General features: G+C 60.8%; 21 protein-coding genes. 15 read left to right on the top strand and 6 right to left on the bottom strand.

Going from position 1 to position 25,185, the window contains the following annotated elements:
• Positions 1-281 precede the first annotated feature (281 nt).
• Positions 282-1,001, top strand: coding sequence for an SH3 domain-containing protein (locus tag CO583_RS02495; RefSeq protein ID WP_227431355.1), 720 nt, complete (start codon positions 282-284; stop codon positions 999-1,001).
• A 24-nt stretch (positions 1,002-1,025) separates the two neighbouring features.
• Entirely contained in the window at positions 1,026-2,390 is a 1,365-nt protein-coding gene (pyk, locus tag CO583_RS02490; protein ID WP_154981558.1) for a pyruvate kinase, read from the top strand.
• A gap of 126 nt (positions 2,391-2,516) precedes the next feature.
• Here the strand turns inward: pyk and CO583_RS02485 are convergent, their stop codons facing one another.
• Both CO583_RS02485 and CO583_RS02480 read right to left on the bottom strand, forming a co-directional pair.
• On the bottom strand, positions 2,517-3,407 hold the full coding sequence (locus tag CO583_RS02485; RefSeq protein WP_248630437.1) for a prephenate dehydrogenase/arogenate dehydrogenase family protein: 891 nt from the start codon (positions 3,405-3,407) through the stop codon (positions 2,517-2,519).
• A gap of 48 nt (positions 3,408-3,455) precedes the next feature.
• Positions 3,456-4,466: a lysylphosphatidylglycerol synthase domain-containing protein gene (locus CO583_RS02480; RefSeq protein WP_248630438.1), complete on the bottom strand. Its 1,011-nt coding sequence runs from the start codon at positions 4,464-4,466 to the stop codon at positions 3,456-3,458.
• A 130-nt stretch (positions 4,467-4,596) separates the two neighbouring features.
• Between CO583_RS02480 and hpnA the strand changes: the two genes are divergently transcribed.
• The 12 genes from hpnA (at position 4,597) to CO583_RS02420 (ending at position 19,258) form a co-directional block, all read left to right on the top strand.
• On the top strand, positions 4,597-5,604 hold the full coding sequence (gene hpnA, locus CO583_RS02475) for a hopanoid-associated sugar epimerase (protein ID WP_248630439.1): 1,008 nt from the start codon (positions 4,597-4,599) through the stop codon (positions 5,602-5,604).
• A gap of 25 nt (positions 5,605-5,629) precedes the next feature.
• A complete protein-coding gene (locus CO583_RS02470; RefSeq protein WP_043560465.1) occupies positions 5,630-6,784 on the top strand; it encodes a glycosyltransferase in 1,155 nt (384 codons plus the stop codon).
• A complete protein-coding gene (gene hpnC, locus CO583_RS02465; protein WP_249103114.1) occupies positions 6,781-7,671 on the top strand; it encodes a squalene synthase HpnC in 891 nt (296 codons plus the stop codon). The genes CO583_RS02470 and hpnC overlap by 4 nt, the downstream gene beginning before the upstream one ends.
• A 117-nt stretch (positions 7,672-7,788) precedes the next feature.
• Positions 7,789-8,673, top strand: coding sequence for a presqualene diphosphate synthase HpnD (gene hpnD, locus CO583_RS02460; protein WP_081563073.1), 885 nt, complete (start codon positions 7,789-7,791; stop codon positions 8,671-8,673).
• On the top strand, positions 8,670-9,974 hold the full coding sequence (hpnE, locus tag CO583_RS02455) for a hydroxysqualene dehydroxylase HpnE (RefSeq protein ID WP_249103219.1): 1,305 nt from the start codon (positions 8,670-8,672) through the stop codon (positions 9,972-9,974). The genes hpnD and hpnE overlap by 4 nt, the downstream gene beginning before the upstream one ends.
• Before the next feature lie 101 nt (positions 9,975-10,075).
• On the top strand, positions 10,076-12,004 hold the full coding sequence (shc, locus tag CO583_RS02450; protein ID WP_248630572.1) for a squalene--hopene cyclase: 1,929 nt from the start codon (positions 10,076-10,078) through the stop codon (positions 12,002-12,004).
• Complete coding sequence (locus tag CO583_RS02445) at positions 12,004-12,642, top strand: hypothetical protein (protein WP_043560452.1); 639 nt, start codon at positions 12,004-12,006, stop codon at positions 12,640-12,642. The genes shc and CO583_RS02445 overlap by 1 nt, the downstream gene beginning before the upstream one ends.
• Before the next feature lie 179 nt (positions 12,643-12,821).
• Positions 12,822-13,589 (top strand): 30S ribosomal protein S2, encoded by a 768-nt coding sequence (gene rpsB / locus CO583_RS02440; protein WP_043560449.1) that lies wholly within the window; start codon positions 12,822-12,824, stop codon positions 13,587-13,589.
• A 148-nt stretch (positions 13,590-13,737) separates the two neighbouring features.
• Positions 13,738-14,649, top strand: a complete 912-nt coding sequence (tsf, locus tag CO583_RS02435) for a translation elongation factor Ts (RefSeq protein ID WP_043560447.1) — start codon at positions 13,738-13,740, stop codon at positions 14,647-14,649.
• Positions 14,650-14,728: 79 nt separating this feature from the next.
• Positions 14,729-15,499 carry a DNA repair protein RecO gene (gene recO / locus CO583_RS02430; RefSeq protein ID WP_043560446.1) on the top strand — a complete coding sequence of 257 codons (771 nt, stop codon included), beginning with the start codon at positions 14,729-14,731 and terminating at the stop codon, positions 15,497-15,499.
• Positions 15,500-15,540: 41 nt separating this feature from the next.
• Positions 15,541-17,751 (top strand): DNA topoisomerase IV subunit A, encoded by a 2,211-nt coding sequence (gene parC, locus CO583_RS02425; RefSeq protein WP_103765464.1) that lies wholly within the window; start codon positions 15,541-15,543, stop codon positions 17,749-17,751.
• Positions 17,752-17,836: 85 nt separating this feature from the next.
• Positions 17,837-19,258 carry a phospholipase D-like domain-containing protein gene (locus CO583_RS02420; RefSeq protein ID WP_086431047.1) on the top strand — a complete coding sequence of 474 codons (1,422 nt, stop codon included), beginning with the start codon at positions 17,837-17,839 and terminating at the stop codon, positions 19,256-19,258.
• On the opposite strand, the gene CO583_RS02415 is transcribed toward CO583_RS02420, so the two are convergent.
• Positions 19,249-19,968, bottom strand: a complete 720-nt coding sequence (locus CO583_RS02415) for an endonuclease/exonuclease/phosphatase family protein (RefSeq protein ID WP_227431353.1) — start codon at positions 19,966-19,968, stop codon at positions 19,249-19,251. The two genes, CO583_RS02420 and CO583_RS02415, sit on opposite strands and share 10 nt — an antisense overlap.
• Positions 19,969-20,164: 196 nt before the next feature.
• Between CO583_RS02415 and metC the strand changes: the two genes are divergently transcribed.
• Complete coding sequence (gene metC, locus CO583_RS02410) at positions 20,165-21,391, top strand: cystathionine beta-lyase (RefSeq protein ID WP_086431046.1); 1,227 nt, start codon at positions 20,165-20,167, stop codon at positions 21,389-21,391.
• 3 nt (positions 21,392-21,394) lie between these two features.
• Here metC and CO583_RS02405 read toward each other — a convergent pair whose 3' ends face one another.
• The 3 genes from CO583_RS02405 to CO583_RS02395 all read right to left on the bottom strand — a co-directional run bounded on the left by CO583_RS02405 (position 21,395) and on the right by CO583_RS02395 (position 25,128).
• Positions 21,395-22,891, bottom strand: coding sequence for a YifB family Mg chelatase-like AAA ATPase (locus CO583_RS02405; protein ID WP_086431045.1), 1,497 nt, complete (start codon positions 22,889-22,891; stop codon positions 21,395-21,397).
• A 94-nt stretch (positions 22,892-22,985) separates the two neighbouring features.
• Entirely contained in the window at positions 22,986-24,251 is a 1,266-nt protein-coding gene (serA, locus tag CO583_RS02400) for a phosphoglycerate dehydrogenase (RefSeq protein WP_043560435.1), read from the bottom strand.
• Positions 24,252-24,333: 82 nt separating this feature from the next.
• Positions 24,334-25,128 carry an inositol monophosphatase family protein gene (locus CO583_RS02395; RefSeq protein ID WP_103765467.1) on the bottom strand — a complete coding sequence of 265 codons (795 nt, stop codon included), beginning with the start codon at positions 25,126-25,128 and terminating at the stop codon, positions 24,334-24,336.
• Positions 25,129-25,185: the final 57 nt, after the last annotated feature.

The following is a 25,185-nucleotide window of genomic DNA, read 5'->3' as shown; positions in this document are numbered from 1 at the left end:
GATTTGTGGTATGAGTGTGTTCTGGTTCGCATGGGCGGACAGAAGCGTGGCGTGACCATGCCACGCTTTTCTGGCAGGGCAGGGTTGCTGTACATGAGCGGATTTTTTGGACATGAGAGGGGGAATACGGCTTGCCCAAATGGCTGTCCCTTGGCAGGGATAAAGGGATGAGAGTACCTGTTTCATTTTCCTGTAGGCTGCCCGTGCAGGGGGCGTTACCGATTATGGTGATGGCCCTGTTTGCAGCTTGTCCCGCCCGTGGGGCGGAGGGAGAGCAGGCTATGTCTCATGCTTCCCATCATCATGGTAAGCGGCATGAAAAGCACCACGCCGCCGTGCATGAGCCAGCCCATGCGGCAAAAGCGCATGGGCGTGTCCACCATGGGCGCACCACCCCTCACAAGGTCGCTCCTGCGGCTCCGACGACGCAGCCAGCTCCGCCTCCTGTTCCCGATAATGTCGGTACGGAGACAAAGCTGCCACTGCCCCGCTATGCCGCCATGCGGGCGGACCGTGTTTATATGCGGCGTGGCCCCGGTGAGCGGTATCCGATCGACTGGGTCTATCATCGCCGTGGATATCCGGTGTTGATCGAGCGGGAATTCGGGGTCTGGCGTCTTGTGGAGGATCAGGATGGCCAGAAGGGCTGGGTACATCAGGTGACGCTGCATGGCAGCCGTTCCTTTATCATACCCGGTTCCGTGTCCTATGATGGGGATGCGTCTAAAGTTTCGACCACGGGTCATGCTGATTCCCGCATTGTGGCATACGTGCCGGCGGGGGAGGTGGCACGGGGCCAGAATCATGACGTCCCTCTGATGAGTTCGGACAAGCCGGACCGGACCGTCGTCGCCCTGCTGGAGCCGGGGGCGATCGGAAAGATCAAGGCCTGTCCACAGGGCTCATCATGGTGTCATGTCACAGTCAGGGGCTATGACGGGTGGATCGAACGCCGCCTGTTATGGGGGGTGCAACCCGGTGAAATCATTCAGCCTGACTGAACAAATGAAAAGTCGAGGAATGTTATGACAGCCAACATCCATCATCGCCGCACTCGGATTGTTGCGACCCTCGGGCCGGCATCAGAAACCGCTGAGCAGATTCTCCATCTTGCCAAGACCGGTGTGAATGTTTTCCGCCTGAACTTCTCCCACGGTGCCCATGATGAGCACGCCGCCCGTCACAAGGCCGTGCGTGAGGCCGAAGCCAAGCTGGGCCGCCCTCTGGCCGTCCTGGCCGACTTCCAGGGGCCGAAGCTGCGTGTTGGCGTGTTCAAGGATGGCCCGGTCCAGCTGAAGGTCGGCCAGAAATTCACGCTGGATCTGGACAAGACCCCCGGCGATGCCAACCGTGTCAACCTGCCGCACCCGGAGATCATCGCCGCTGTTGATGTCGGCCACCGCCTCCTGCTGGATGACGGCAAGCTGGCTCTGCGCGTCACGAAGAAGCACAAGGAAGCGCTGGAGACGGAAGTTCTCGTGGGGGGCAAGCTCTCCGAGCGCAAAGGTGTGAACGTTCCTGACGTTGCCCTGCCGATCCCGGCCCTGACAGAGAAGGACCACAAGGATCTCCAGTTCGCCCTCTCCATTGGTGTGGATCTGATCGCCCTGTCCTTCGTCCAGCGTCCGGAAGACATTCAGGAAGCCCGTGACATCGTCAAGGGCCGTGCATGGATCGTCACCAAGCTGGAGAAGCCGCAGGCTGTTGAGTGCCTCGATGAGATCATCCGTCTCTCCGATGCGCTGATGGTGGCCCGTGGCGACCTGGGTGTCGAGCTGCCGGCCGAGGATGTTCCGGTCATCCAGAAGCGTGCCATCACCGAGGCCCGTCGTCAGGGACGTCCGGTCATCGTGGCAACGCAGATGATGGAAAGCATGATCAGCAGCCCGGTGGCGACCCGTGCGGAAGTTTCCGACGTGGCCAATGCTGTTTACGACGGTGCTGATGCTGTCATGCTCTCCGCTGAGAGTGCTGCCGGTTCCTTCGGGCCGGAAGCCGTGGCCACGATGGCCCGTGTCACCGCCCGTGTGGAACAGGACCCGGAATGGCGTGCCCGCATGGACCGCATGCGCCCGGCCTCCGAGCACACGATCCAGGGTGCACAGGCCAAGTCAGCCTTCGATGTGGCCCGCAACGCCCGTGCAGCCGCTCTGGCCGTGCATACGGAGAATGGCCGCAGTGCCGTGCTGGTTTCCCGGGAGCGTCCGCATGAGCCGGTCGTGGCCCTGACGAACGAGACGACCTCCCGCCGCCTGTGCGTGGTCTGGGGCGTGTTCCCGAAGGTTGTTTCCAGCAAGGATGATGTGAAGGCCGTTGGCGAGTTCGCCAAGGGTGGTGAGCATGTCGTCCTGCTCGACAGCTCCAAGAACCTGCGCATCGTCAAGGTCTGATCCTTCGCTGATGCGTTGTCTGCATCCCTGGAGGCTTCGGTCTTCAGGGACGCAGGGAGAAAAGAAGAAGCCCGGCAGACTGATCACCTGCCGGGCTTTTTTTGCATGGGGTTGAAGAAGAAACGGTCAGGCCTGCTTGTTCTCGATCAACCCCCGCCGGATACGGCGTCCACGCCTGATGCGCTCCGTGATGGCCTCGGAATCGCCATTACGTATGGCCTCGACCATGAGGTGGGCATCCTTCTCGAAACGCTCGAACGTGGCGAGCAGGACGTCCCTGTTCGTCAGGAAGATGTCCCGCCACATGGTCGGGTCGGACGCAGCAATGCGGGTGAAGTCCCGAAAGCCCGAAGCGGCATATTCCAGCACATCGGCCCGGAGGTCGGCGGAAAGACGGTCCGCAGTATCGCATATGGTGAAGGCCAGAAGATGCGGGAGATGGCTGACCATGGCGCATATCTGGTCATGATACTGGTCGGTAATCTGTCGGGTGCGGGCCCCACAGCGCTGCCAGAAAGTTTCCATTGTGGTGATGGCTTCAGAGGGTGTTCCCGCAGGGGGGACGAGCAGGGTCCAGCGATTCTCGAACAGGGTGGCGAACCCGGCATCTGGGCCGGAATATTCCGTACCAGCCATGGGGTGAGCCGGAACATAGCTGACATCTTCTGGCAGCAGAGCGCTGATGTCCGGCCCCAATGTGCTGCGGACGGAGGCGACGTCACTGAGGATGCTCCCGGGCCTCATGTGGGGAAGGATGGCTGCAGCGACCGGCCGGATGGCCCCCGTGGGAATGCAGAGGATGACAGCATCGGATTTTGCGGCTGCCTCTGTCAGGGAGGCTGTGACTTCATCCGCCAGGTCCAGCTCTCTTGCCCGCTGGAGAACAGCCGGGGCGCTGTCGGCTGTGATGAGGCGGCGGGCAAGGGTGCCTGTCTGTCGGGCACGGCGGAGGATGGAAGAGCCGATCAGCCCCGGGCCGATGATGGTCAGGGTGTCAAAGAGGGGGGCATCAGCCATGGAGATATCCGTTTCATCCTGTAAAGCGCATGTGGGCCAGTGTGTTGTTCAGGACCGGCGCAGCTGGCGGAACTCATAGAGCTGCCAGAGCAACAGGACAGGCACGCCGATGACGATGTCCCGTCCCCGTCGCAGCAGGGAGATGCTGATGGAAATGTCGGCACTGATGCCGAACAGATGCCCCAGAGCCACATAACCTGCTTCCTGCACCCCCAAGGCACCGGGCACCAGAAAACCGGCGGACATGATACCACAGACGGCCCCTTCAATGGCCAGTGCATTGAGAAAAGAACAGTGTGCGCCCAGCAGGATAAGGGACAGCCATGTCAGCAGGGCGCTACCAATCCAGCAGAGCAGATGCAGCGCTGCCCCCAGGCCGATGCGGACCGGTTGGTCCCAGAGGCTTTCAATATAGCTCTGGAAATTTTCGCTGTTTTCAGCCAGCGCATCATGCCAGTCGGCAGAGATGTGCTTGGAAAGAAAACGGGCCAGCGTCTGGAGGGCATTGCCGCTGCGCTGCTGTGTCCAGATGAAACCCGCCATGCCGATGCTCAGCAGAACGATGCCAATGGCCAGCGGCCAGACAAATCGCCCGGCATCGGCCTGGCCGACAAGGCAGAGCAGGGCGATGATGATGAAAGCGAGCTGCCCCAGAACTTCCGTTGTGATGTCAACAATGTTGGCGGCAACTCCCTCTGTCCAGCTGATGGGCTGTCCATCCGTCGTGTGGCGGGGGTGGCCCGCCGTGGTGGCCCGTATGCCGATGAGCATTCCGCCAAGCTGGGAAAAAGGCAGGCACGCTGCTGCAGCATCCCGGACAAACCGGGAAAAGGTCAGGCGGAGGAAGCTGATGCTGGCGATGCTGCTTTTCCAGGCGACGCCGAGGAGAATGTTGACGGCCAGCTGGCTGAGGATCAGCAGGATGAACCCGCTGAGGCCGATCTTGGCAAGTGAGGCCAAAATCGGGTGTATGCCAGTACGCAGGGTCAGAAAACAGAAAAGGACGACACCTGTAAGGGAAAGAACAAAGGGAAGTATTTTTTTCAAGGTGCCCGCCATAGTGTTAAATTCATGTTCATGTCCTTCTAGGCCACTCCGTAGCGCACGTCCAATCAGCAGGGCTTTACCCGCCATGATGACGGGGCCTATATCCGGCAGAACAAGGCGCTGAAGTGAGGAAGGAGCGGAGATGTCAGAAGATGTGACCCTGGTGACCGGGGCAACCGGTTTTGTGGGATCGGCCGTCGCACGGGCTTTGCTGGAGCGTGGTCATCGTCTGCGCCTTCTAGTCCGGCATACATCGGATCGCCGCAACGTGGCCGACCTGCCCGTGGAATTTGTTGTCGGAGACCTGGCAGACCCTCAGAGCCTGGCTGAGGCGCTGGAGGGCGTGACCTATCTTTTCCATGTAGCGGCGGATTATCGCCTTTGGGTACCAAACCCTGAAGTGATGATGAAGGCCAATGTCGAGGGAACCCGGCGCCTGATGCTCGCCGCCATGAAGGCGGGTGTAAAGCGTATCGTGTATTGTTCCTCCGTTGCGGCACTGGCCACGGCCCATGATGGCATTTCGGCCACGGAGTCTTCCCCCGTGACGGAGGATCAGATCGTGGGCGTTTACAAGCGGTCCAAATATCGGGCGGAGCAGGAAGTTCTGCGCCTTGTCCGGGAGGAGGGCCTGCCGGCTGTCATTGTGAATCCATCGACTCCGGTGGGACCACGGGACATCAAGCCGACACCGACCGGGCAGATGATTCTGGACTGTGCGACAGGCCGTATGCCGGCTTATGTCGAGACTGGGCTGAATATTGTCCATGTTGATGATGTGGCAGAAGGCCATGTGCTTGCTTTTGAGCATGGTACGATTGGCGAAAAATATATTCTGGGCGGCGAAAATCTCATGCTGGGTGATCTTTTTCGCATGGTGGCGGAGGTCGCCCATCGCCGTCCGCCCCGTATCCAGCTCAGGCAGTCATGGCTTTATCCGGTAGCCTATCTTTCCGAACTGTTGGCAAAAGGCTTTGGAATTCAGCCTCGTGTCACGAAAGAGATGCTGGACATGTCCAAAAAGTTGATGTTTTTTTCTTCGGCCAAGGCGGAGCAGGAGCTGGGGTACCGCCCCCGTCCGGCCCGTCAGGCCGTTGCCGATTCCGTGGCCTGGTTCCGCCAGCATGGGCGGGGACATTTTTTATCTTGAGAGGTAGTAGCAGGCTGGCACGGTGATGGTTTTTGTGATGGCGTTGTTTTCCTTGTTGGCCTGGCTGGGGCTGACATTTTTTCATGGTCAGTTCTGGATTGGTGGCCCCTGGCTCAGGAGGGGGCTGAAGGCCAGACGTTGGAAGAATGGCCTTCCAGCCGTGGCTGTCATCGTTCCAGCCCGTGATGAAGCAGCCTCCATCAGTGCCTGCCTGTCTTCCCTGCTGGGGCAGGATTATCAGGGGCGCTATCATGTTTTCCTTGTGGATGATGAAAGTACTGATGGTACGGGGGATATTGCCCGCCGTGTGCCAGACCCGCAAGGACGCCTGACCGTTCTGGATGGGAAGCCCCACCCGGCGGGGTGGAGCGGCAAACTCTGGGCCGTTGGGCAGGGGCAGGAAGAGGCTCTGGAGTTCCTTCCTGCTGATGGCTATGTCCTTCTGACAGATGCCGATATTGTCCATAAGGAAGACCATGTTTCCTCTCTGGTGGAGAGAGCCCAGAGCGAAAATATCGACATGGTTTCCGAGATGGTGAAGCTGAACTGCGCCTGTTTCTGGGAAAAGGTTTTTGTTCCGGCCTTCGTCTATTTCTTTGCCATGCTCTATCCTTTTCGAAGGATCGCTGACCCGCAGTCTCCAGTGGCTGGAGCTGCCGGGGGGACGGTGCTGATCCGCCGCAAGATGCTGGAGATGATAGGGGGAATACAGACCCTCAGGGATGCCTTGATCGACGACTGTACGCTCGGTGCCCGTGTCAAGGAGGCCGGAGGGCGGCTTTATCTTGGGTGCAGCGAACAGGCATGGTCCATCCGCACCTATCAGACCTTGGGCGAGATATGGCACATGATCGCCCGCAACGCTTATGTCCAGCTCGAATTCTCCCCCTGGAACCTTCTGAAAGCCTTGGCCGGCATGGTTCTGATATGGTTTCTGCCGGTTCGCCTTCTTCTGTTCGGCCGTGGTAAAAACCGCGTGGTGGGTGGCTGTGCATATGCGCTCAGCTGCATTACGTTCATGCCGACCCTGCGCTGGTTCAACCTGTCATGGTGGCGCGTCCTCTCATTGCCGCTGGTGGCTGCCTTCTACATGATGGCAACCGTCGGCTCCGCAGTGAATCATTATCGGGGCAAAGGTGTCAGCTGGCGCGGGCGGTCGTATGAAGGAGCAGAATCATGATGCCACAGTCTGGTGGGGCCATGGCGCAGGAGGATGCCCAGATCTGGGGAAAACAGGACGTTTCTTCCAGCAAGGGCATGAAGGATGAGAACTTCCCCGTCGGGTCTTTCCTGATATCTCCGGGACACAGGCCCGCCGTCCATGCCTATTACAGGTTTGCCCGTGTGGCGGACGACATGGTGGACAATACCCGGCTGTCTCCCGCTCAGAAGGTGGTCCGGCTGAAAGCCCTGCGTGAGGTCCTGCACGGCGAGCGGAAGCCCCCGCCTGGCCGGGCTGATGCCTGGAGTGCGGTCATCCTCCGGACGGTTCTTCAGGAGCGCAACCTGCCGTTGGAGCTGGGAAGCGACCTGATAACGGCCTTCATCATGGATGCGGAAAAGACACGCTATGAACACTGGTCGGAGCTGCTGCATTACTGCCGCTATTCGGCCAATCCCGTAGGGCGCTTCCTGCTGATGCTGCATGGTGAAGGGGAAGAGACCTTCGGTCCGTCGGATGCGCTCTGTACGGCATTGCAGATTGTCAATCACATGCAGGATGTCAGCAGTGATCTGAAGCAGCTGAACCGCTGTTATGTGCCTCTCCCGTGGTTGCAGGAAGAGAATGTCCGCCTGAAGGACCTCATCCTTGCCCGCAGCAAGCCGGGTGTACGGCGCGTGTTCGATCGCATGCTGGCCCATGTTGATGCCCTGAATGAGGAGGCCGCACGTCTTCCCACACTTGTGAAAGACCGTCGCATGAGGCTGGAGGCCGCCGTGATCGTGGCACTCTGCCGCCGCCTGACAGAGCGTCTGCACCGGCAGGACCCGATAGCCGAACGGGTGGCGCTGACAAAGTCTGATGGTCTGCGGGCGTTGGGCTGGGCCATGCGTTACCTGCGCTGAGGCGGGTTTCATGCTGGCCCTTTGCCACGGCAGACTTTGCCGCTAGAAGAGGGCAGGCTGTGATCGGCCTGTGGTTACGGTTCTGGCTGCGGCCATTGAAGGGATATGAGGAAGGTTATGGTCTCTGTTCGTCACAATACGTCTCAGGGTCTGCCATGTGCTCCGTCTGACCTGAGACAGGTGGAAGAGATCGTCAACCGGTCAGGGACGTCGTTTGGACGGGGGATGAAAATCCTGCCTCCCGGGCGGCGGGATGGCATGTTTGCCATCTATGCCTTCTGTCGTGTCGTGGATGACATCGCCGATGGCGACACCCCTCATGATGACCCTGCTTCCGCCCTGGAGAGCTGGAAAGGTCGTATTGCCGCCCTGTATGAGGGGCAGGCCGATACGGCGCTGGAGCGTGTCCTGCTTGAGGCCATCAGGCAGTTCGGGCTCAGGCAGGATGATTTCATCGCCATCATTGATGGGATGCTCATGGATTGTGGTGAACCGGTCGTGGCTCCTGATGAGGCTACGCTGGACCTGTACTGCGACCGGGTGGCGTCTGCTGTGGGCAGGTTGTCCGTGCGCATCTTCGGCACGCCGGAGGAGCAGGGGGACAGGCTTGCCTACCATCTGGGCCGTGCCCTTCAGCTGACGAACATCCTGCGTGACATTGCCGAAGATGCAGCCCGTGGGCGGCTGTACCTGCCAGCCGAACTGCTGCGGCGTTACAGCGTGCCGGCTGATCCCGCCGAGGCTCTCTATGCCGTTGGGCTGGATGGGCTGTGCCGTATCCTCGCGGGACGGGCAAAAGATCATTTCCGCCGGGCTACGGCCCTGATGAAACAGTGCCCGGCAGCCACGGTGCGCCCGGCCCGGATCATGGCGGCCTCCTACCGGGTCACGCTGGCCGCTCTCTGCCGCCGTGGCTGGCGCAACCCGGAGGCCCCCCTGCGGGTTTGTTCCGTCCGCAAGAAGCTGGCCATGCTGCTGGCGGCGGCTGGAGTGTCATTGTGAGCCATGTGCATGTCATTGGTGGAGGACTTGCGGGTCTTTCCGCTGCTGTGGAGCTGGCACCCCAGGCGCAGGTGACCGTCTATGAAGCTGGTCCGGCCTGTGGGGGGCGGGCCCGGTCCTTTCATGACAGGGCGCTGGACACGGTCATCGATAACGGCAATCATCTGCTCCTTTCCGCCAATCCTGCCACGTTCCGCTATCTCGACCGTCTGGGTGCCCGGGATACGTTGCAGGGGCCGGGGGCTCCCATTTTTCCGTGGCATGATCTGGAGGCGGGCCTTTCCTGGACGTTGCGCCTCTCGCCGGGGCGTCTGCCTTTCTGGCTGCTGCGGCGGGGCAGCCGTGTGCCCGGTATGCGCCTTGGGGAGGTGAGGGCTCTGTTCCGCCTGATGAAGGCTGGTGATCAGGCCAGCGTGGCAGACTGTCTCCTGCCGGGGCAGTTTGCCCGGCGCCTGCTGGAGCCGCTGGCTGTCTCCGGCCTCAATACGGGCATAGACCGGGGAAGTGCCCGTCTGCTGGGTAACATCGTACGGCGGACGCTGGCCAAAGGGGGACAGGCCTGTTGCCCGTGGATGGCCGCCAGAGGGCTTTCGGAAAGTTTTGTGACCCCCGCACTGCATTACTTGGAGCAGTTTCATGCTCAGGTGCTTACGGGTACGCGCGTCTCTGCCCTTGCGTTTGAGGATGGATCAGGGCGTGTGAGTGCGCTGGAGACATCCAGTGGCCCTGTGAGACTGGGGGCAGAAGATGCGGTCATCCTGGCCGTTCCGTCACCGGTGGCGGTCGGGTTGCTGCCGGGGCTGGAAGGGCCGGATGAGTTCGAGAGCATTGCCAATGCCCATTATCGCCTCCAGCAGCCTCTGCGGCCTCGTGGTGCTCTGAAGCAGGCTGGTTTTCTTGGGCTTGTTGGTGGTGTGGCGGAGTGGGTCTTCCTGCATGATGAGGTCCTGTCCGTCACGGTCAGTGCAGCCAACTGCTATGCGGACTGGCGCCAGGACGAGATGCTGGCGCACATATGGGCGGAACTGCATCAGGCCCTGGACCCGCTGGTTGAGACCCCGCTGCCGCAGGACATGCCGGCTGCCCGGTTGATCCGGGAGAAGCGGGCCACCTTTGCAGCCACACCGGAACAGGATAAAAAGCGGCCGGGAGCAAAAACGGCTCATCCCAATCTTGCTCTTGCCGGGGACTGGACGGATACTGGTCTGCCTTCCACGATCGAGGGTGCCATACAGTCCGGGCTGGTGGCGGTGGGAGCGCTTGGTTTTCGCACGGCGTCTGCCGGAGCGGCGTGTACCTGAAGAACTGGTTTATGGTCTCCGCACATGTGGACAGGCACAAGCCCTGCTGTGCGAGGATTTTGGAGGAGAGGTCAGTGAACAAGACGTTGTTCCGTCATAACATGGATGCCACGGTGGTGGAGCAGGCTGTCAGGGCTTCCCATACTGCCTTGGGCAAGCGTCAGAAGAGTGACGGTCATTGGGTCTTTGAACTGGAAGCCGATGCAACCATCCCGTCGGAATATGTTCTGCTGCGCCATTTCCTTGACTGCATTGATGTGGAGCTTGAGCAGAAGATCGGAGTCTATCTGCGACGGACACAGGGTGAGCATGGGGGTTGGCCCCTCTATACGGATGGCCGGTTTGATCTTTCCGCCAGCGTGAAGGCCTATTTCGCCCTGAAGATGATCGGGGATGATCCGGAGGCCCCCCACATGCGCAAGGCCCGTGCGGCCATCCTGCATCATGGCGGGGCAGAGCGGAGCAACGTCTTTACCCGCATCCAGCTGGCCCTGTACGGGGAAGTTCCGTGGGATGCCGTGCCCGTCATGCCAGTGGAGCTCATGCTGCTGCCCCGCAAGGCGTTTTTCTCGGTCTGGAACATGTCCTACTGGTCCAGGGCGGTCATAGCGCCGCTGCTCATTCTGGCAGCTTACAGGCCGCTGGCCCTGAATCCCCGTGGCGTGCGGGTGCAGGAGCTGTTCAGGAGACCGCCAGCCACCATCAGGGACTGGATACGCGGTCCGTACCGGTCGGTCTGGGGGCGGGTATTTACCGGTCTGGACAAGCTCATCCGGCCGCTGGTTCCATTCATTCCCCGTTCCGTTCATGAGAAGGCCATCCGTGTCACGATCGACTTCATCGAGAAGCGGCTGAGTGGCGGTGGACTGGGTGCCATTTATCCTGCCATGGCGAATGTGATCATGATGTACCGGACCCTGGGGGTGCCGGATGATGATCCACGGGTTGTCCAGGCATGGGAGGCGGTACAGGGCCTGCTGGTAGTGAAGGATGATGAGGCCTATTGCCAGCCCTGCGTGTCGCCTGTGTGGGATACGGGGCTTTCCGGTCTTGCCATGCTGGAGGCTTCGACCGGTGCCAGGGGCGTGATGCCGGCCGAGACGGCGACTGCCCTGAAGAAGGCCGCTGCCTGGCTCAGGGAGCGCCAGATTCTGGATGTCAGAGGGGACTGGGCCATCAATGCGCCGACCCTGCGTCCGGGAGGTTGGGCTTTCCAGTACGAGAATGATTATTATCCGGACGTGGATGATACGGCTGTTGTCGGCATGTTGCTGCACAGGATCGACCCTGAAGAGAACCGTACGGCCATCGAGCGTGCCCGGGAATGGATCATTGGCATGCAGAGCAGCAATGGTGGTTGGGGTGCCTTCGACATCGACAACAACATGGAGGTGCTGAACCACATTCCATTCTCCGACCACGGTGCGTTGCTGGACCCACCAACGGTGGATGTCTCCGCACGCTGCATTTCGTTCCTCTCCCAGTTGGGTCATCCGGAAGATCGTGAGGTGATCCGCAAGGGGCTGGATTATATCCGCTCCGAGCAGGAAAAATCCGGCAGCTGGTTCGGCCGCTGGGGGACGAATTACATTTACGGCACGTGGTCCGTTCTCTGTGCCCTGAACATTGCTGGCATCAGTCATGATGACCCGATGGTGCGTCGGGCCGTTGCCTGGCTGGAGAGCGTACAGAATGATGATGGCGGCTGGGGTGAGGACTGCGCCAGCTATGAGGGGGCCCCACAGGGTCTCTACAAGGAGAGCCTGCCGACCCAGACGGCCTGGGCAACGTTGGGGCTGATGGCTGTTGGTCGCCACGATAGTGAGGCTGTCCGCCGTGGCATGGCCTATCTGATGCAGGCGCAGGATGATCAGGGTGAATGGCACGAGGCGCCGTATAATGCCGTTGGTTTCCCCAAGGTTTTTTACCTGCGCTATCATGGCTACAAGCAGTTCTTCCCGCTCATGGCGCTGTCCCGGTACCGCAATTTGGCTGATAGCAATTCCGGGCAGGTGGAGTTCGGTTTCTGATGCTGGGGGTCCTGGCAGGGCTCAGGCAGGAAGCACGGCTGGCCCGCCGTTTTTTCCCCGGGGCGAAGATCGCCCTGAGCCATGCCTGTGAGACCGGGGCACGGCAGGCTCTTCAGGTTCTTCAGGATGAAGGTGTGACGGCATTGCTGTCTTTTGGCTGCTCCGGGGCGCTGGATGCCGTCCTGCCACCGGGGAGTGTGCAGGTGGCTGAATATGTGCAGGCTGATGGTGAGCATTACAGGGCTGATCCCGCCCTGAGTGCCCGTTTCGGTGCGGCCCAGGCGGCTGTCCGGGGTGGCATCCTGCACAGCCCGGTCATGATCGGCACGGCCAGAGAGAAAGCAGACCTTTTTTCCCGGACGGGGTGCCACGCCGTGGATATGGAGAGTGGTCTCGTAGCCCGGTCTGGCCTGCCCTTTGCGGTTCTGCGGGTGATCTGTGACGATGCGGGCAGGGACCTTCCCCCCGCTGCCCGGGAAGGCCTGAAGGACGGGCGGGTCCACGTGCCGGCTTTGCTGGGGTCCATCCTGAGGCATCCCGTGCAGATTGGCGCCTTGATCGGCCTGGGGCGTGATGCTGCCCGTGCCCATCAGGCCATGGCTGATTTTCTGGAAACACTTCCGCTCGCACGGGTCTGAAAGGCGTCGTCTGAGTACTTGCGTTTCCGTCCGGCCTGTTCTAGAGAAGGGCCGTATTTGCCGCTTCCATGTGGGGCGGGAGGTATATTTCGCACGCATGGCCCGGATTGCCTGGTGTCCCTTGCCATCAAGGGGCGTTGCCATGCGGAGGACAAACCAGAGAAAGAAAGTTTCAGACTATGGCAATGCCACAGTTCACGATGCGCCAGCTGCTCGAGGCTGGTGTTCATTTCGGTCATCACACACGTCGCTGGAACCCGGCCATGGCACCGTACCTGTTCGGTGTCCGCAACCAGGTGCACATCATCGACCTTCAGCAGACCGTTCCGCTGCTGGACCGCGCCCTGAAGCAGGTGCGTGACACCGTGGCTTCCGGTGGACGTGTTCTGTTCGTCGGCACGAAGCGCTCCGCTGCCGATCTGGTGGCTGATGCAGCACAGCGTTGCGGCCAGTACTACGTCAATCACCGTTGGCTCGGTGGGATGCTGACGAACTGGAAGACCATCACCGGCTCCATCAAGCGTCTGCGTGGCATTGACGAAATGCTGGCTGGCGACACGACCGGCCTGACCAAGAAGGAAGTCCTCGACATCACCCGTGACCGCGAAAAGCTGGAACGCTCCCTCGGCGGCATCAAGGATATGGGTGGCCTGCCGGACCTGCTGTTCGTGATCGACACGAACAAGGAAAAGCTGGCTGTTGAGGAAGCCAACAAGCTGGGCATCCCCGTGATTGCCGTGCTGGACAGCAACTCCGACCCGAAGGGTGTCACTTTCCCGATCCCGGGCAATGATGATGCCATCCGTGCCATCGCCACATATTGCGACCTGGTCTCCGGTGCCGTGCTGGATGGCATTTCTGCCGAGCTGGCTGCGTCCGGGCAGGACATTGGCGCTTCCGCAGAGCTGCCGGTTGAGGAAACCGTTGTGGCAGAGAAGGCTGAATAAGCCTCTCCGGCTTTTGGCCACAGGGCCATGCGGACAGTCCGGCCCGTCTTTCATGGAGTGGCCGGACAGTGGATATTGTGACATGAACAGCTCATGCAGCCGTGGAGACTTTCCGGCTGCATGGGTGTTTTATCGGGGATGAAGAGATATGGCAGAAGTTACTGCTGCAATGGTGCGTGAGCTGCGCGATACAACAAGCGCAGGCATGATGGACTGTAAAAAGGCCCTGACGGAAGCCAATGGCGACATGCAGGCTGCCATCGACTGGCTGCGCAAGAAGGGTCTGTCCCAGGCTGCCAAGAAGTCTGGCCGCGTTGCGGCTGAAGGTCTGGTGGGTGTGGCCGTTGATGGCAAGAAGGCTGCCATGGTCGAGGTCAATGCCGAGACGGACTTCGTGGCTCGCAATGATGCCTTCCAGCAGGCTGTGGAAGACATCGCCAAGGTGGCTCTGCAGGTTGGTGGTGATCTGGAGGCCGTCAAGGCTGCCAAGATGCCGTCTGGCCGTACTGTTGCTGATGAGCTGACCCATCTGGTCGCCACCATTGGTGAGAACATGAGCCTGCGTCGCGTGGACGTGCTGAGCGTGCCGTCTGGTGTCGTGGCCAGCTACGTTCACGGTGCCCTGCGCCCCGGCGTAGGCCGTATCGGTGTGCTGGCTGCTGTCGAGGCTCCTTCCGAGAGTGAAGCTCTGCTGACACTGGGCCGCCAGATTGGTATGCACGTTGCTGCCACCAGCCCGACGGCTCTGGATGTGGATGGCGTGGACGCTGCGTCCGTTGCTCACGAGCGCAAGGTGCTGGAAGACCAGGCCCGTGCCTCCGGCAAGCCGGAAGCCATCATCGAGAAGATGGTGGAAGGCCGTATCCGCAAGTTCTACGAGGAAGTGGTTCTGCTGGAGCAGGTCTGGGTGCATGACGGTGAGAGCCGCGTGAAGGAAGTCGTCAAGAAGGCTGGTGCTAAGCTGGTTGGTTTTGCCCGCTACAAGCTGGGTGAAGGCATCGAGAAGGCTGAGACGGACTTTGCTGCCGAGGTGGCTGCGGCTTCTGGCCAGAAGAAATAAGCCTTTAACGGTTTCTTGCTAGAAGAAAGGGGCTTCGCCAATATGGCGGGGCCCCTTTTTCTGTCTTGAGGGTAACGGTATGGAGTGGGAAGACCCGGCCATCATCCTGCGGCTTTCTCCTCATGGGGAAAGCAGTCTGCTGGTCCGTGCACTGACCCGGCATCGGGGGGTTTTTCATGCTCTGGTGCGTGGCGGGCAGTCCCGGCGGCAGGCGGCGCTCTGGCAGGAGGGCAGTCTGGTCGTGGCCCGCTGGAAGGCCCGCCTGCCAGAACAGTTGGGTTACATGACAGCGGAGCTTGTGCGGCCCACAGCGTCTTTCCTCCTCGACCATCCTCTATCTCTGTCCCTGCTCGGGAGTGCCTGTGGCCTGTGTAGTGAAGCCCTGCCAGAGAGGGAGCCACATGAGGCGCTGTTTGCGTCTCTGGCCCATTTCATGGGGGTGATGAGCGTGTCCGCCGCCCTGCCACCCGTGGCGCTTTATCTGCGTTGGGAACTGCTTCTTCTGGAGCAGCTGGGGTATGGCCTGACGTTGGACCAATGTGCCGTTACGGGCGTGCGGGAGGGGCTGGCCTATGTGTCTCCCCGCACGGGGCGTGCCGTAAGCGAGGAGGGAGCTGGGGAGTGGAAGGATCGTCTTCTTCCTCTGCCGTCCTGTCTTCTGGATGATGAAGAGGAAGGAAAGCCGGCAGACTGGCTTGCTGGGGCAAGGCTGAGTGGCCATTTTCTTCAGCGGGCTGTTTTTGCTGCCTGCCATCGTCCTTTGCCCGCTGCACGGGACCGGCTGATGACAGCCCTGTATCGACTGGCTGAGGATGCGGCCTCTGGACAGGAGGAAGAAGAGCGTGTCTAACCTGTCTCTATCAGAGAGGCGAACATGAAGCAGGAGACCTTATGACGGGCGATCTCGCCGGGCATATCGAAGATACACGGCTGGCTGAGGCACTGAGTGAGCGTTATCTGGCCTACGCCATGTCCACCATCACGTCACGCTCTCTGCCGGATGTACGGGATGGGCTCAAACCGGTGCATCGCCGTTTGCTCTATGCCATGCAGCAGCTCAAGCTGGACCCGAGTTCCGGCTTCAAGAAATGTGCCCGTGTGGTGGGTGATGTCATCGGTAAGTTCCATCCCCATGGGGATGCGTCCGTCTATGATGCGCTGGTGCGTCTGGCGCAGGATTTTGCCGTGCGTTATCCGCTGGTGGAAGGACAGGGCAATTTCGGGTCCATTGATGGCGATGGTGCGGCTGCCATGCGGTACACCGAAAGCCGCATGACCGAAACGGCCCGCATCATGCTGGAAGGAATCAGCGATGATGCGGTCGATTTCCGTCCGACCTACGACAATGAGGATCAGGAACCGGTCGTCTTGCCGGGGCTTTTCCCCAATCTTCTGGCCAATGGAGCGGCCGGGATTGCCGTGGGTATGGCCACCAGCATCCCTCCTCATAATGCCGCCGAACTCTATCAGGCGGCCCGGTTACTGATCGAGAAGCCGGACTGTAGCACGGAGGAGCTGCTGGATGTCGTGCCGGGGCCGGATTTCCCCACCGGTGGCCTGCTGGTTGAGGACCGCCAGACGCTCGTTCAGGCCTATGAGACAGGGCGTGGCAGCTTCCGCATCCGGGCACGCTGGGCGGTCGAGAAGGGCCGTGGTGGCGCATGGACCATCATCGTCTCGGAAATTCCCTATCAGGTGCAGAAGGGTAAACTGATCGAAGATATCGCCAGGAAGATGGAAGAGAAGAAACTTCCTCTCCTGGCTGATGTACGGGATGAAAGCACAACGGATATCCGGTTGGTTCTGGAACCCAGAACCCGCAGTTGCGAGCCTGATGTGCTGATGGAAACGCTCTTCCGGCACACCATGCTGGAAAGCCGCTTCAGCCTGAACATGAACGTTCTCAGCCAGGGGAAAATCCCCGGCGTGCTGTCTCTCAAGGATGTTCTGAAGGCATGGCTGGAGCATGTGCATGATGTACTGGTCCGCCGCACGCAGCACCGTCTGGATGCCGTCCTGAAAAGACTGGAAATTCTGGATGGTTTCCTGAAGGTCTATCTCAACCTTGATGAGGTCATCCGCATCATCCGGGAAGAGGATGAGCCGAAGCCTGCCCTCATGAAAGCGTTCTCCTTGAGTGAGCTTCAGGCGGATCATGTGCTGAACATGCGTCTGCGGTCCCTTCGACGGCTGGAAGAAATGGAAATCCGCAAGGAATGGGACGGTCTGGGCAAAGAGCAGGCGTCACTGGAGGCTCTGCTGGGGTCTGAAAAGCGGCGCTGGAGCCGGATCGGGAAAGATCTCCAGAAGATGCAGGCCCTGTTTGAAGGTGGACCCTATGGCCAGCGTCGCACGGTCATGGGTGAGGCCCCGGTCAGCATTGATACTTCTGCCGCTCTGGCGGTGGAACGGGAACCTGTCACGGTGCTTCTTTCACAGGAGGGCTGGGTTCGTGCTGTCAAGGGGCATGGGCATGATGTGGAGAACCATCGCTTCAAGGAAGGGGACGGACTGGCCTGGCATGTCGAGTGTCAGAGTACGGACCGTCTCTGTCTGATGGCAGCCGGGGGGCGGGCTTTCACGCTGAAGGTGGCGGACCTGCCCCGGGGGCGTGGCTTTGGTCAGCCGGTGCGGACACTGGCTGATCTGGCGCAGGATGATCAGGCTGTGGCCCTGTTTGTTCTTGGTGAGGATGATGCCCGGTATTTTCTGGCCAGTACCGATGGCCGGGGGATGCAGGTGGCCGCCAGCAATCTTGCAGCGGAGAAGAGAACAGGGCGGCAGGTGTTCAACGTGCGGGATGGAGCGCAGGTATGGCTTGCCCTGCCCGCTGAGGGGACGCATGTTCTCTGCCTGACAACTGCCAGACGTGCGCTCATCTTCCCGCTGGAGCAGGTGGCCGAAGTGGCGAAGGGAGGGGGTGTCAGCCTCCAGAAACTGGCTGATGGCGTGGCGATCAGCCATATCCGTCTCTTCTCTCTGGAAGAGGGCCTCGTCTGGCAGGAGGGGCAGAAGGTCCGGTCCCCGGCTGATCTGGCCCCGCTGGTTGGCCGCCGGGGCGCTGTCGGGCGGGCAGCACCACAATGGATGCTGCGCCGATAGGCGGGACAAGCCTGAAACAGCCTGCCGCCCGTCTCCGCCTGCAGGTGGGGGCGGGCTGATTATGGGACCATGCTGAGGAGAGGACATGGCAGCGCTTTTTTCATATACCTTCCTGCTGGGGCTGCTGCATGTCAGTCTTTCCCTTCTGGTAACAGGCCATATCCTGCTCACCAAACGGGATACGGCTGCTGCCGCTGGCTGGATAGGTTTCTGCTGGGTCATGCCCTATCTGGGGTCGCTGCTTTATCTCTGCCTGGGGATCAATCGTGTCCATCGCCGGGCGCAGAAGCTGCGGGAAGATGTCAGCCCGGAGGAGACGGCCTTTCTGGCGACATGGACCCATGATGCTGCCGACAGTTTCATGGCACCTCTGGTAAAGATGCTGGATGGACTGACTGGCCTGCCCCTGCTCAAGGGGAACAGCGTGACCTGCCTGCATGATGGCGACCATGCGTATCCGAGGATGCTGGAAAGCATTGCCCGGGCAAAGCACTCCATTCTGCTCTGTTCCTACATTTTTCGGGATGATGGAATCGGCAGGAAATTCGTGGCAGCTCTGGCGGAGGCCCGGCAGCGTGGGGTGGAGGTCCGTGTACTGGTGGATGGTATCGGCAGTGGCTATCTCTACAGCCCGATCATCCAGAGGTTGAAGCGGGAGAACATACCCTGTGCCCGGTTCATGCATTCTCTCTGGCCGTGGCGGATGCCGTTCATCAATCTGCGGGACCATCGCAAGATATTGGTGGTGGATGGCCGGACAGGCTTCATGGGTGGGTTGAATATTGGAGCGGAAAATCTGCTCAACCAGCCCAGAGGGCGGCGCATCCCGGTGGCGGATACGCATTTCCAGCTGGAAGGCCCCGTGGTCCAGCAGCTTTCCGAGGTCTTCGTGAGGGACTGGGCCTTCACGACTGGGGAAACCCTGGAAGGGGAGCGTTATTTTCCGGTGCCCGTGGCGGGTGGCAGCATTCCGGCCCGTGTCGTGACGTCAGGGCCGGACATGGACGTTGAGAAGATTGAATATACCATTCTTCAGGCTGTCATTCTGGCCCGCAGCCATGTCTGCTTCATGACCCCTTATTTCATCCCGGATAACCGGTTTGCCACAGAGCTTGGGCTGGCTGCCCTGCGTGGGGTGCGGGTGGATATTGTTGTTCCCCGTCACAGCAACCATCCGGTGACGGATTATGCCCGCAATGCCCGCCTCAGGAACCTGGTGCTGGCGGGTTGCCGGGTCTGGCTGGGGGATCCGCCTTTCAACCACTCCAAGCTCATGACAGTGGACCGGGCCTGGAGCCTTGTTGGCAGTGCCAATCTGGACCGACGGTCCCTGCGTCTCAATTTCGAATGCAATCTGACCCTGCATGGTGCGGAGACGGCAGGTCATCTGGAAGAGTTCATCCTTGGCCATTGCAGCCATCAGCTGACGCTTGCTGAAATTGATTCATGGTCCCTGCCGGTCCGCCTGCGGAATGCGGCCTGCTGTCTCTTCCTGCCTTATCTCTGATCAGGAAGGGTGAGGCTGCTGCTTACGGCCTCTGGTTGCAGGGTGACGGCAATGGGGCGATGGTCTGATCCGAAACGGGGATAGACCCGCCGTTCCATCAGGGAGAAACCGCGGACAAGGCAGCGGTCCAGCCGCAGGGGCACCCTGTCGAGCATCCGGTGGGTCTGCTCCCGTGGTCCCACATCCCTGAAACCCCGCAACATGGCGGGGCCTACCTGATTGAAGTCTCCGATGATGATGGCCCGTTCCGGCAGTTCCTCCCGGATGAGCCGCAGCTGACGCCGGTTGAGGATGGGACCGTGGGAGAGATGGACATTGGCGAGGCCGAACGGCCCAAACCCTGTATCAAATTCCAGCAGCTGGGCAGAACGGTGGGCAGCCAGACCGGGCGGCAGCATGTGCAGCCGTGGGGAGGAGAGAAAGGGATGGCGGCTCCAGCAGGCGGTGCCATGGACCCGTCCCTCTGAAGCCAGACGGCTGAAATGCCCCCCTATGAGGTCGGGCAGACGGTTGATGAAGGGGCGGCATTCCTGCATGAGCAGTATGTCGGGCTTCGTAACCCGCAGCAGGAGGCGGATATCCTCCAGCGTGGCACCATCCTCATGAAAAAGGTTCCAGCTCACCAGCCGGAGGGCATGGGGGACTGCAAACGGCAATGTCGGGTCCTGCATTGTTGTAATGACCTGATAATCAACAGAAACAAGACCCATCTGCACAGGCCTGAAAGGGAGAAGGCAGTCTATACCGTTTTGGCGGTAAAGAACATCATGGAACCTTCATGCCAGATACCGGCCTTCTCTACAGGAGAAAGCTGTACGGCAGGGGGCTTCATGAAGGGGGGTTGCGTCTCTTCGTGAAGAAGGGAAAATGTCTGTCCGACCCGCATGGATAGCAGGAGTGACAGGTATGAAGAGCAGGAGCAGGACCATAGGGGCAGGGTCTGTCATTGGTGAGGGCTGGCAGAAATTTGCGACGTTTCTGACCCACGCCGGGCGTCAGCAGCCGGGTCGGGAAGGCGGATTTGTCAACATGCCGGTTGAGCGTGGTTCAACGGTCGTGTTCCCGACGGTTGAGGACATGGAGGCCCAGGGCGTTCATGCCTACGATCACAGGCTTGTTTATGGCGCCATGGGCAACCCCGTCCAGCACAGGCTGGAACAGGTGATTGCAGCCCTGGAAGGCGGAAGCCATACGCAGGTTGTCAATTCCGGTCTGGCAGCCTGTAGCGTGGCTCTGCTGGCGTTCCTGAAGAGCGGGGACCATCTGCTTCTGCCAGATTCCGTCTATGGTCCGACACGGCGTTTTGCGTTGGGAATGTTGGCCCGTTTTGGGGTTGAGACCGGCTTTTATCCGCCCCGTGCGGATGAAGCCACCCTGCGGGCGCATCTCCGGCCCAACACGGCCGTGGTTTTTGCCGAAAGCCCGGGCAGTCATACGTTCGAGGTGCAGGACGTTCCCCGGATCGCCCGTCTGGCACACGGAGCCGGGGCACGGCTGCTGCTGGACAATACATGGGGGATCGGGGCGTTCCAGCCCTTCACGCATGGGGTGGATGTGTCCATTCAGGCCCTGACGAAATATCCCAGCGGCCATGCGGATGTGATTCTCGGGTCCATCACGGTCCAGCGGCAGGAACACTGGCAGGCCCTGCGCCGTGCCGCCATCGAGCTGGGAGCCTGCGGTGCCCCGGATGACTGCTGGCTGACCCTGCGGGGCCTGAAGACCATGGCTGTCCGTCTGGCCCAGCAGGCCCGCTCCGCTTATGAGCTGGCCCTCTGGCTGGAGAGTCGCCCGGAGGTCGCCCATGTGCGGCATCCAGCCCTGCCGGGCTGTCCGGGGCATGAGATATGGAAGCGTGATTTCACGGATGCCAGTGGTCTGTTCGGTGTGGAGCTGGTTGAAGGGATCACGCAGGAAGCCATGGTCGCCATGCTGAACGGACTGAACCTCTTCAGCATTGGAGCCAGTTGGGGGGGGTATGAAAGTCTTGTCCTGCCGACATCCGGGGGACTGACACGACATCATGAAGAGGGTTTGCCGAAGGGCGCAGCCTTCCGTATTCAGGTCGGGCTGGAGGACGTGGCGGATTTGAAGGCTGATCTGGCCCGTGGGCTGGATGGACTGTCTTCCTGATCTTCAGAGCGGGGTGCGGTAGGAGAGAGCTTCTGCCGCATGGTGTTTCTGCACGGTTTCCGTGCCGTCCAGATCGGCAATCGTGCGGGCGACACGGAACATGCGTGTGATGCCACGGTGTGAAAGTTTCATCCGCAGGGCTGCCTGTTCTGCAAGAGCCAGGGCGTCCGCTTCGAAGAGGAACCCATCGGGGGGCATGGTGCTGTTGCAGGTTCCCTGTCGTTCCATCTGCCGATCATAGGCCTTTTGCACTCTGGCCCGTACCTCTGTGCTGCTTTCCCCTGTGGGGGCACGGCTGATGGCCAGAGGTGAAAGGGAGTGGATATGAACGCACAGATCCATGCGGTCCAGCATCGGGCCGGAGATGCGGGCCGTATAATCCTGTGCGCAGCGTGGTGCCCGGTTGCAGGAACGCTCGGCATCATGGACATACCCGCAGCGGCAGGGGTTCATGGCGGCAACAAGCTGGAAACGGGCCGGATAGTGTGTATGCCGTGCGGCACGGGAGATGGTGACCTCACCTGATTCGACAGGCTGGCGCAGTCCTTCAAGACAGTTGCGGGGAAATTCAGGGAGTTCATCCAGAAACAGGACACCATTATGGGCGAGGCTGACCTCGCCGGGCATGGCTTTTGGACCGCCACCGACCAGAGCAGGCAGTGTCGTATTGTGGTGTGGCGCCCGATAGGGGGGACGGTTGACAAGCTGCCCGGCAGGCAACAGGCCACCAATGCTGTGGATGCGGCTGGTCTCCAGGATTTCCGTCGCAGAGAGATCAGGCAGGATACCGGGCAGACGGCTGGCCAGCATGGATTTTCCAGACCCGGGCGGGCCAGACATGAGCAGGGAGTGACGACCTGCGGCGGCAATTTCCAGCACACGACGGGCCTGCATCATGCCCTTCACATCCCGGAGGTCGAGGCCATAATCGGGAGGCTGGGGGGTAGGAGGGGGTTCATCCGGCAGGGGCTGTTCTTTGCGGAGATGGCCGATCAATGCCGTGAGGGATGGCGTGGCGATGATCTCAAGGGCCGGATGGCCCCAGCGTGCCTCTGCCCCCTGCGATGCTGGGCAGATCAGCCCTTGGCCCTGGGTCGATGCTGTCAGGGCGGCGCAGAGGATGCCGTTTACAGGGGTGACCGTTCCATCAAGGGCGATTTCACCCAAAGCGGTCAGGGCCGTGATGGAGTCGGCCGGGATGACACCCATGGCGGCAAGCAGGCCCAGAGCGATGGGGAGGTCGAAATGGGCTCCTTCCTTGGGGAGGTCGGCCGGGGTGAGATTGACGAGGATCCGTTTCGGAGGGAGGGCCAGCCCCATGGCGGAGAGTGCCGCACGGACACGCTCCCGGGATTCGGCAATGGCCCGGGCGGGCATTCCGACAATGATGAAGGATGGCAGCCCGCTGGAAATCTGAACTTCCACCATGACAGGCAAGGCATCGATTCCAGAGAAGGTGACGCTCTGGATGCGGGCAAGAGCGGGCGGGGTGGTGGCCATGATCAGAAGTCCTTGTGGGTCGGATATGAAACCGCCCGACAGTGGACCTGCCGGGCGATTGTCAGAAGCAGACCGGACAGGGCAGCAGGACGGCTCAGTCTTCAGCCGGGACCGGACGGATGGAGCGGGCCCGCAGGGTTCCTTTCAGGCTACGGAGCTGCTCCAGAAGCTCTTTTTCCAGTTCGGCGACATTCTGGCCTTCCTGTGCTTCGGCTTCGGTCACGACGTAGCCAAGCTCACCATCTGTCTGGAGGAACTGGGCCGTCAGGTTGCAGGCGGCCTTGGCAAAAATGTCGTTGATCTGCCCAAGGATGCCCGGCTGGTTGGAGTGGACATGCATGAAGCGCATCCCGCCGGGGCGCTCACCCAGCTGAACCTGTGGGAAGTTGACAGCCCCGATGGTGGAGCCGACATCAGAATAATCCACCAGCTTCTGGGCGACTTCGACACCGATGCGCTCCTGTGCTTCCATGGTGGAGCCACCGATGTGTGGGGTCAGCAGTACGTTTTCCAGCCCCTGGAGCGGAGAGGTGAAGCGCTCCTGACTGCTCTTCGGTTCCACGGGGAAGACGTCGATGGCCGCACCCATCAGGTGGCCGTCCTTCAGGGCACGGGCCAGGGCTTCAATATCCACCACCGTGCCACGGGCGTTGTTGAGCAGAATGGAGTTCGGCTTCATGGCCCGGATTTCAGCCTCGCCGATCATGTTCTGCGTTTCCGGTGTTTCAGGAACATGCAGCGTCACGATGTCGGACTGGCCCAGCAGCTCTTCCAGAGAGCTGACGGCAATGGCGTTGCCGTGTGGCAGGCGGGGGGCGATGTCGTAAAAGAGCACCCGCAGGCCGAAGGATTCGGCCAGAACGGACAGCTGGGACCCGATGGAGCCGTAACCCACGATGCCGACCGTCTTGCCGCGGACTTCCCACGCATTGTTGGCGGACTTTTCCCAGCCCCCCTTGTGGCAGGCCTCCGAGCGGGACGGAATGCGGCGCAGCAGCATCACGATCTCGCCCATGACCAGCTCGGCCACGGAACGGGTGTTGCTGAAAGGCGCATTGAAGACGGGAATCCCGGCCATCCGGGCAGCCTTGAGGTCCACCTGGTTGGTGCCGATGCAGAAGCACCCAATGGCCATGAGGCGGTTGGCAGAGTTGATGATATCGGCTGTCAGCTGCGTCCGGCTGCGAATGCCGACCATATGGACACCCTGAAGGGCTTCCTTGAGAGCATCGCCTTCCAGGGCGCCTTTCAGCCGGGTGACAGAGGCGTAGCCCTGCTGTTCCAGATAGTTGACGGCACTGTCATGGATGCCTTCCAGCAGAAGAATGTTGATTCTGTCTTTGGCGAGGGAGAGGGGCATGGCGGGTAACCTTCATCGTGGGAACCGGGTCAGCAGGCGTGACCTCGTGAAGAATCGTTATCTATGTGTAATGGACAGATCGTCAGGTGGAAAGGGCTTCCATGGCCTCATCACGCAGGGGTGTGCTGGCACAGGCCAGTACGGTGCCGTCACTTTCCAGTGTCAGCGGGGCGCCGGACCAGTCCGTCAGGCTGCCACCGGCCCCCCTGATGATGGGGGCCAGTGGTCCCCAGTCCCATGGTTTGAGCGTATCTTCCGCAATGAGGTCGATCTGTCCCAGAGCCAACAGTCCGTAAGCGTAGGCATCTCCTCCCCATGAGGTCCGGCGGACTTTTTGCTGAAGTGCCTGAAACTGCCGGAACTGGGCAGGACGGAAGATTTCCGGTGCCGTGCAGGAAAGCTCAGCCTCTTTGAGGCGGACAGTCTGCCGGGTGCCGATGGTGCCGGGCATGTGCGGGGCGACATAGCGGCTGGGGTCGCCATCCAGCCCGAGCCAGCGTTCATTGGTGACGGGCTGGTCGATCAGGCCCAGTACGGGACGGCCTTCATGAAACAGTGAGATCAGTGTCGTGAAGCTTGGTCGGCCCGTTACGAAGGAGCGTGTGCCGTCAATGGGGTCCAGCACCCAGAGCCAGTCTTTCCCCGGAGTGCCAGAGGCACCGGCCTCTTCGCCCAGGATGGCATGATGGGGAACATGCTTTTCCAGAATGGCCCTCATGGCAGATTCGGCTTCCCGGTCGGCCAGGGTGACGGGGCTGTCATCGGCCTTGGAGATGATGGTGAGGGACTGGCGGAAATACGGCAGGATGACCTGTCGGGCGGCATCGGCGCAGCGCTGGGCAAGGGCCAGATGGGAGGAAAGATCAGACTGACGCATGAGGATTGTGCCTTTTTCCTGCTGGGTTGATTGACGTGGACAGGACCGCACGGCAAT

Source organism: Parasaccharibacter sp. TMW2.1882 (assembly GCF_023337635.1).
Taxonomy (GTDB): domain Bacteria; phylum Pseudomonadota; class Alphaproteobacteria; order Acetobacterales; family Acetobacteraceae; genus Bombella; species Bombella apis.
The sequence above is the reverse complement of the archived record's forward strand: the minus strand, read 5'-3'. Positions and strand labels throughout refer to the sequence as shown.

Bases quoted from the DNA above. Each gene is read 5' to 3' on its own strand.
- CO583_RS02495 (WP_227431355.1), top strand. From the start codon at position 282: ATGTCTCATGCTTCCCATCATCATGGTAAGCGGCATGAAAAGCACCAC.
- pyk (WP_154981558.1), top strand. From the start codon at position 1,026: ATGACAGCCAACATCCATCATCGCCGCACTCGGATTGTTGCGACCCTC.
- CO583_RS02485 (WP_248630437.1), bottom strand. From the start codon at position 3,407: ATGGCTGATGCCCCCCTCTTTGACACCCTGACCATCATCGGCCCGGGG.
- CO583_RS02480 (WP_248630438.1), bottom strand. From the start codon at position 4,466: ATGGCGGGCACCTTGAAAAAAATACTTCCCTTTGTTCTTTCCCTTACA.
- hpnA (WP_248630439.1), top strand. From the start codon at position 4,597: ATGTCAGAAGATGTGACCCTGGTGACCGGGGCAACCGGTTTTGTGGGA.
- CO583_RS02470 (WP_043560465.1), top strand. From the start codon at position 5,630: ATGGTTTTTGTGATGGCGTTGTTTTCCTTGTTGGCCTGGCTGGGGCTG.
- hpnC (WP_249103114.1), top strand. From the start codon at position 6,781: ATGATGCCACAGTCTGGTGGGGCCATGGCGCAGGAGGATGCCCAGATC.
- hpnD (WP_081563073.1), top strand. From the start codon at position 7,789: ATGGTCTCTGTTCGTCACAATACGTCTCAGGGTCTGCCATGTGCTCCG.
- shc (WP_248630572.1), top strand. From the start codon at position 10,076: ATGGATGCCACGGTGGTGGAGCAGGCTGTCAGGGCTTCCCATACTGCC.
- CO583_RS02445 (WP_043560452.1), top strand. From the start codon at position 12,004: ATGCTGGGGGTCCTGGCAGGGCTCAGGCAGGAAGCACGGCTGGCCCGC.
- rpsB (WP_043560449.1), top strand. From the start codon at position 12,822: ATGGCAATGCCACAGTTCACGATGCGCCAGCTGCTCGAGGCTGGTGTT.
- tsf (WP_043560447.1), top strand. From the start codon at position 13,738: ATGGCAGAAGTTACTGCTGCAATGGTGCGTGAGCTGCGCGATACAACA.
- recO (WP_043560446.1), top strand. From the start codon at position 14,729: ATGGAGTGGGAAGACCCGGCCATCATCCTGCGGCTTTCTCCTCATGGG.
- parC (WP_103765464.1), top strand. From the start codon at position 15,541: ATGACGGGCGATCTCGCCGGGCATATCGAAGATACACGGCTGGCTGAG.
- CO583_RS02420 (WP_086431047.1), top strand. From the start codon at position 17,837: ATGGCAGCGCTTTTTTCATATACCTTCCTGCTGGGGCTGCTGCATGTC.
- CO583_RS02415 (WP_227431353.1), bottom strand. From the start codon at position 19,968: ATGGGTCTTGTTTCTGTTGATTATCAGGTCATTACAACAATGCAGGAC.
- metC (WP_086431046.1), top strand. From the start codon at position 20,165: ATGAAGAGCAGGAGCAGGACCATAGGGGCAGGGTCTGTCATTGGTGAG.
- CO583_RS02405 (WP_086431045.1), bottom strand. From the start codon at position 22,891: ATGGCCACCACCCCGCCCGCTCTTGCCCGCATCCAGAGCGTCACCTTC.
- serA (WP_043560435.1), bottom strand. From the start codon at position 24,251: ATGCCCCTCTCCCTCGCCAAAGACAGAATCAACATTCTTCTGCTGGAA.
- CO583_RS02395 (WP_103765467.1), bottom strand. From the start codon at position 25,128: ATGCGTCAGTCTGATCTTTCCTCCCATCTGGCCCTTGCCCAGCGCTGC.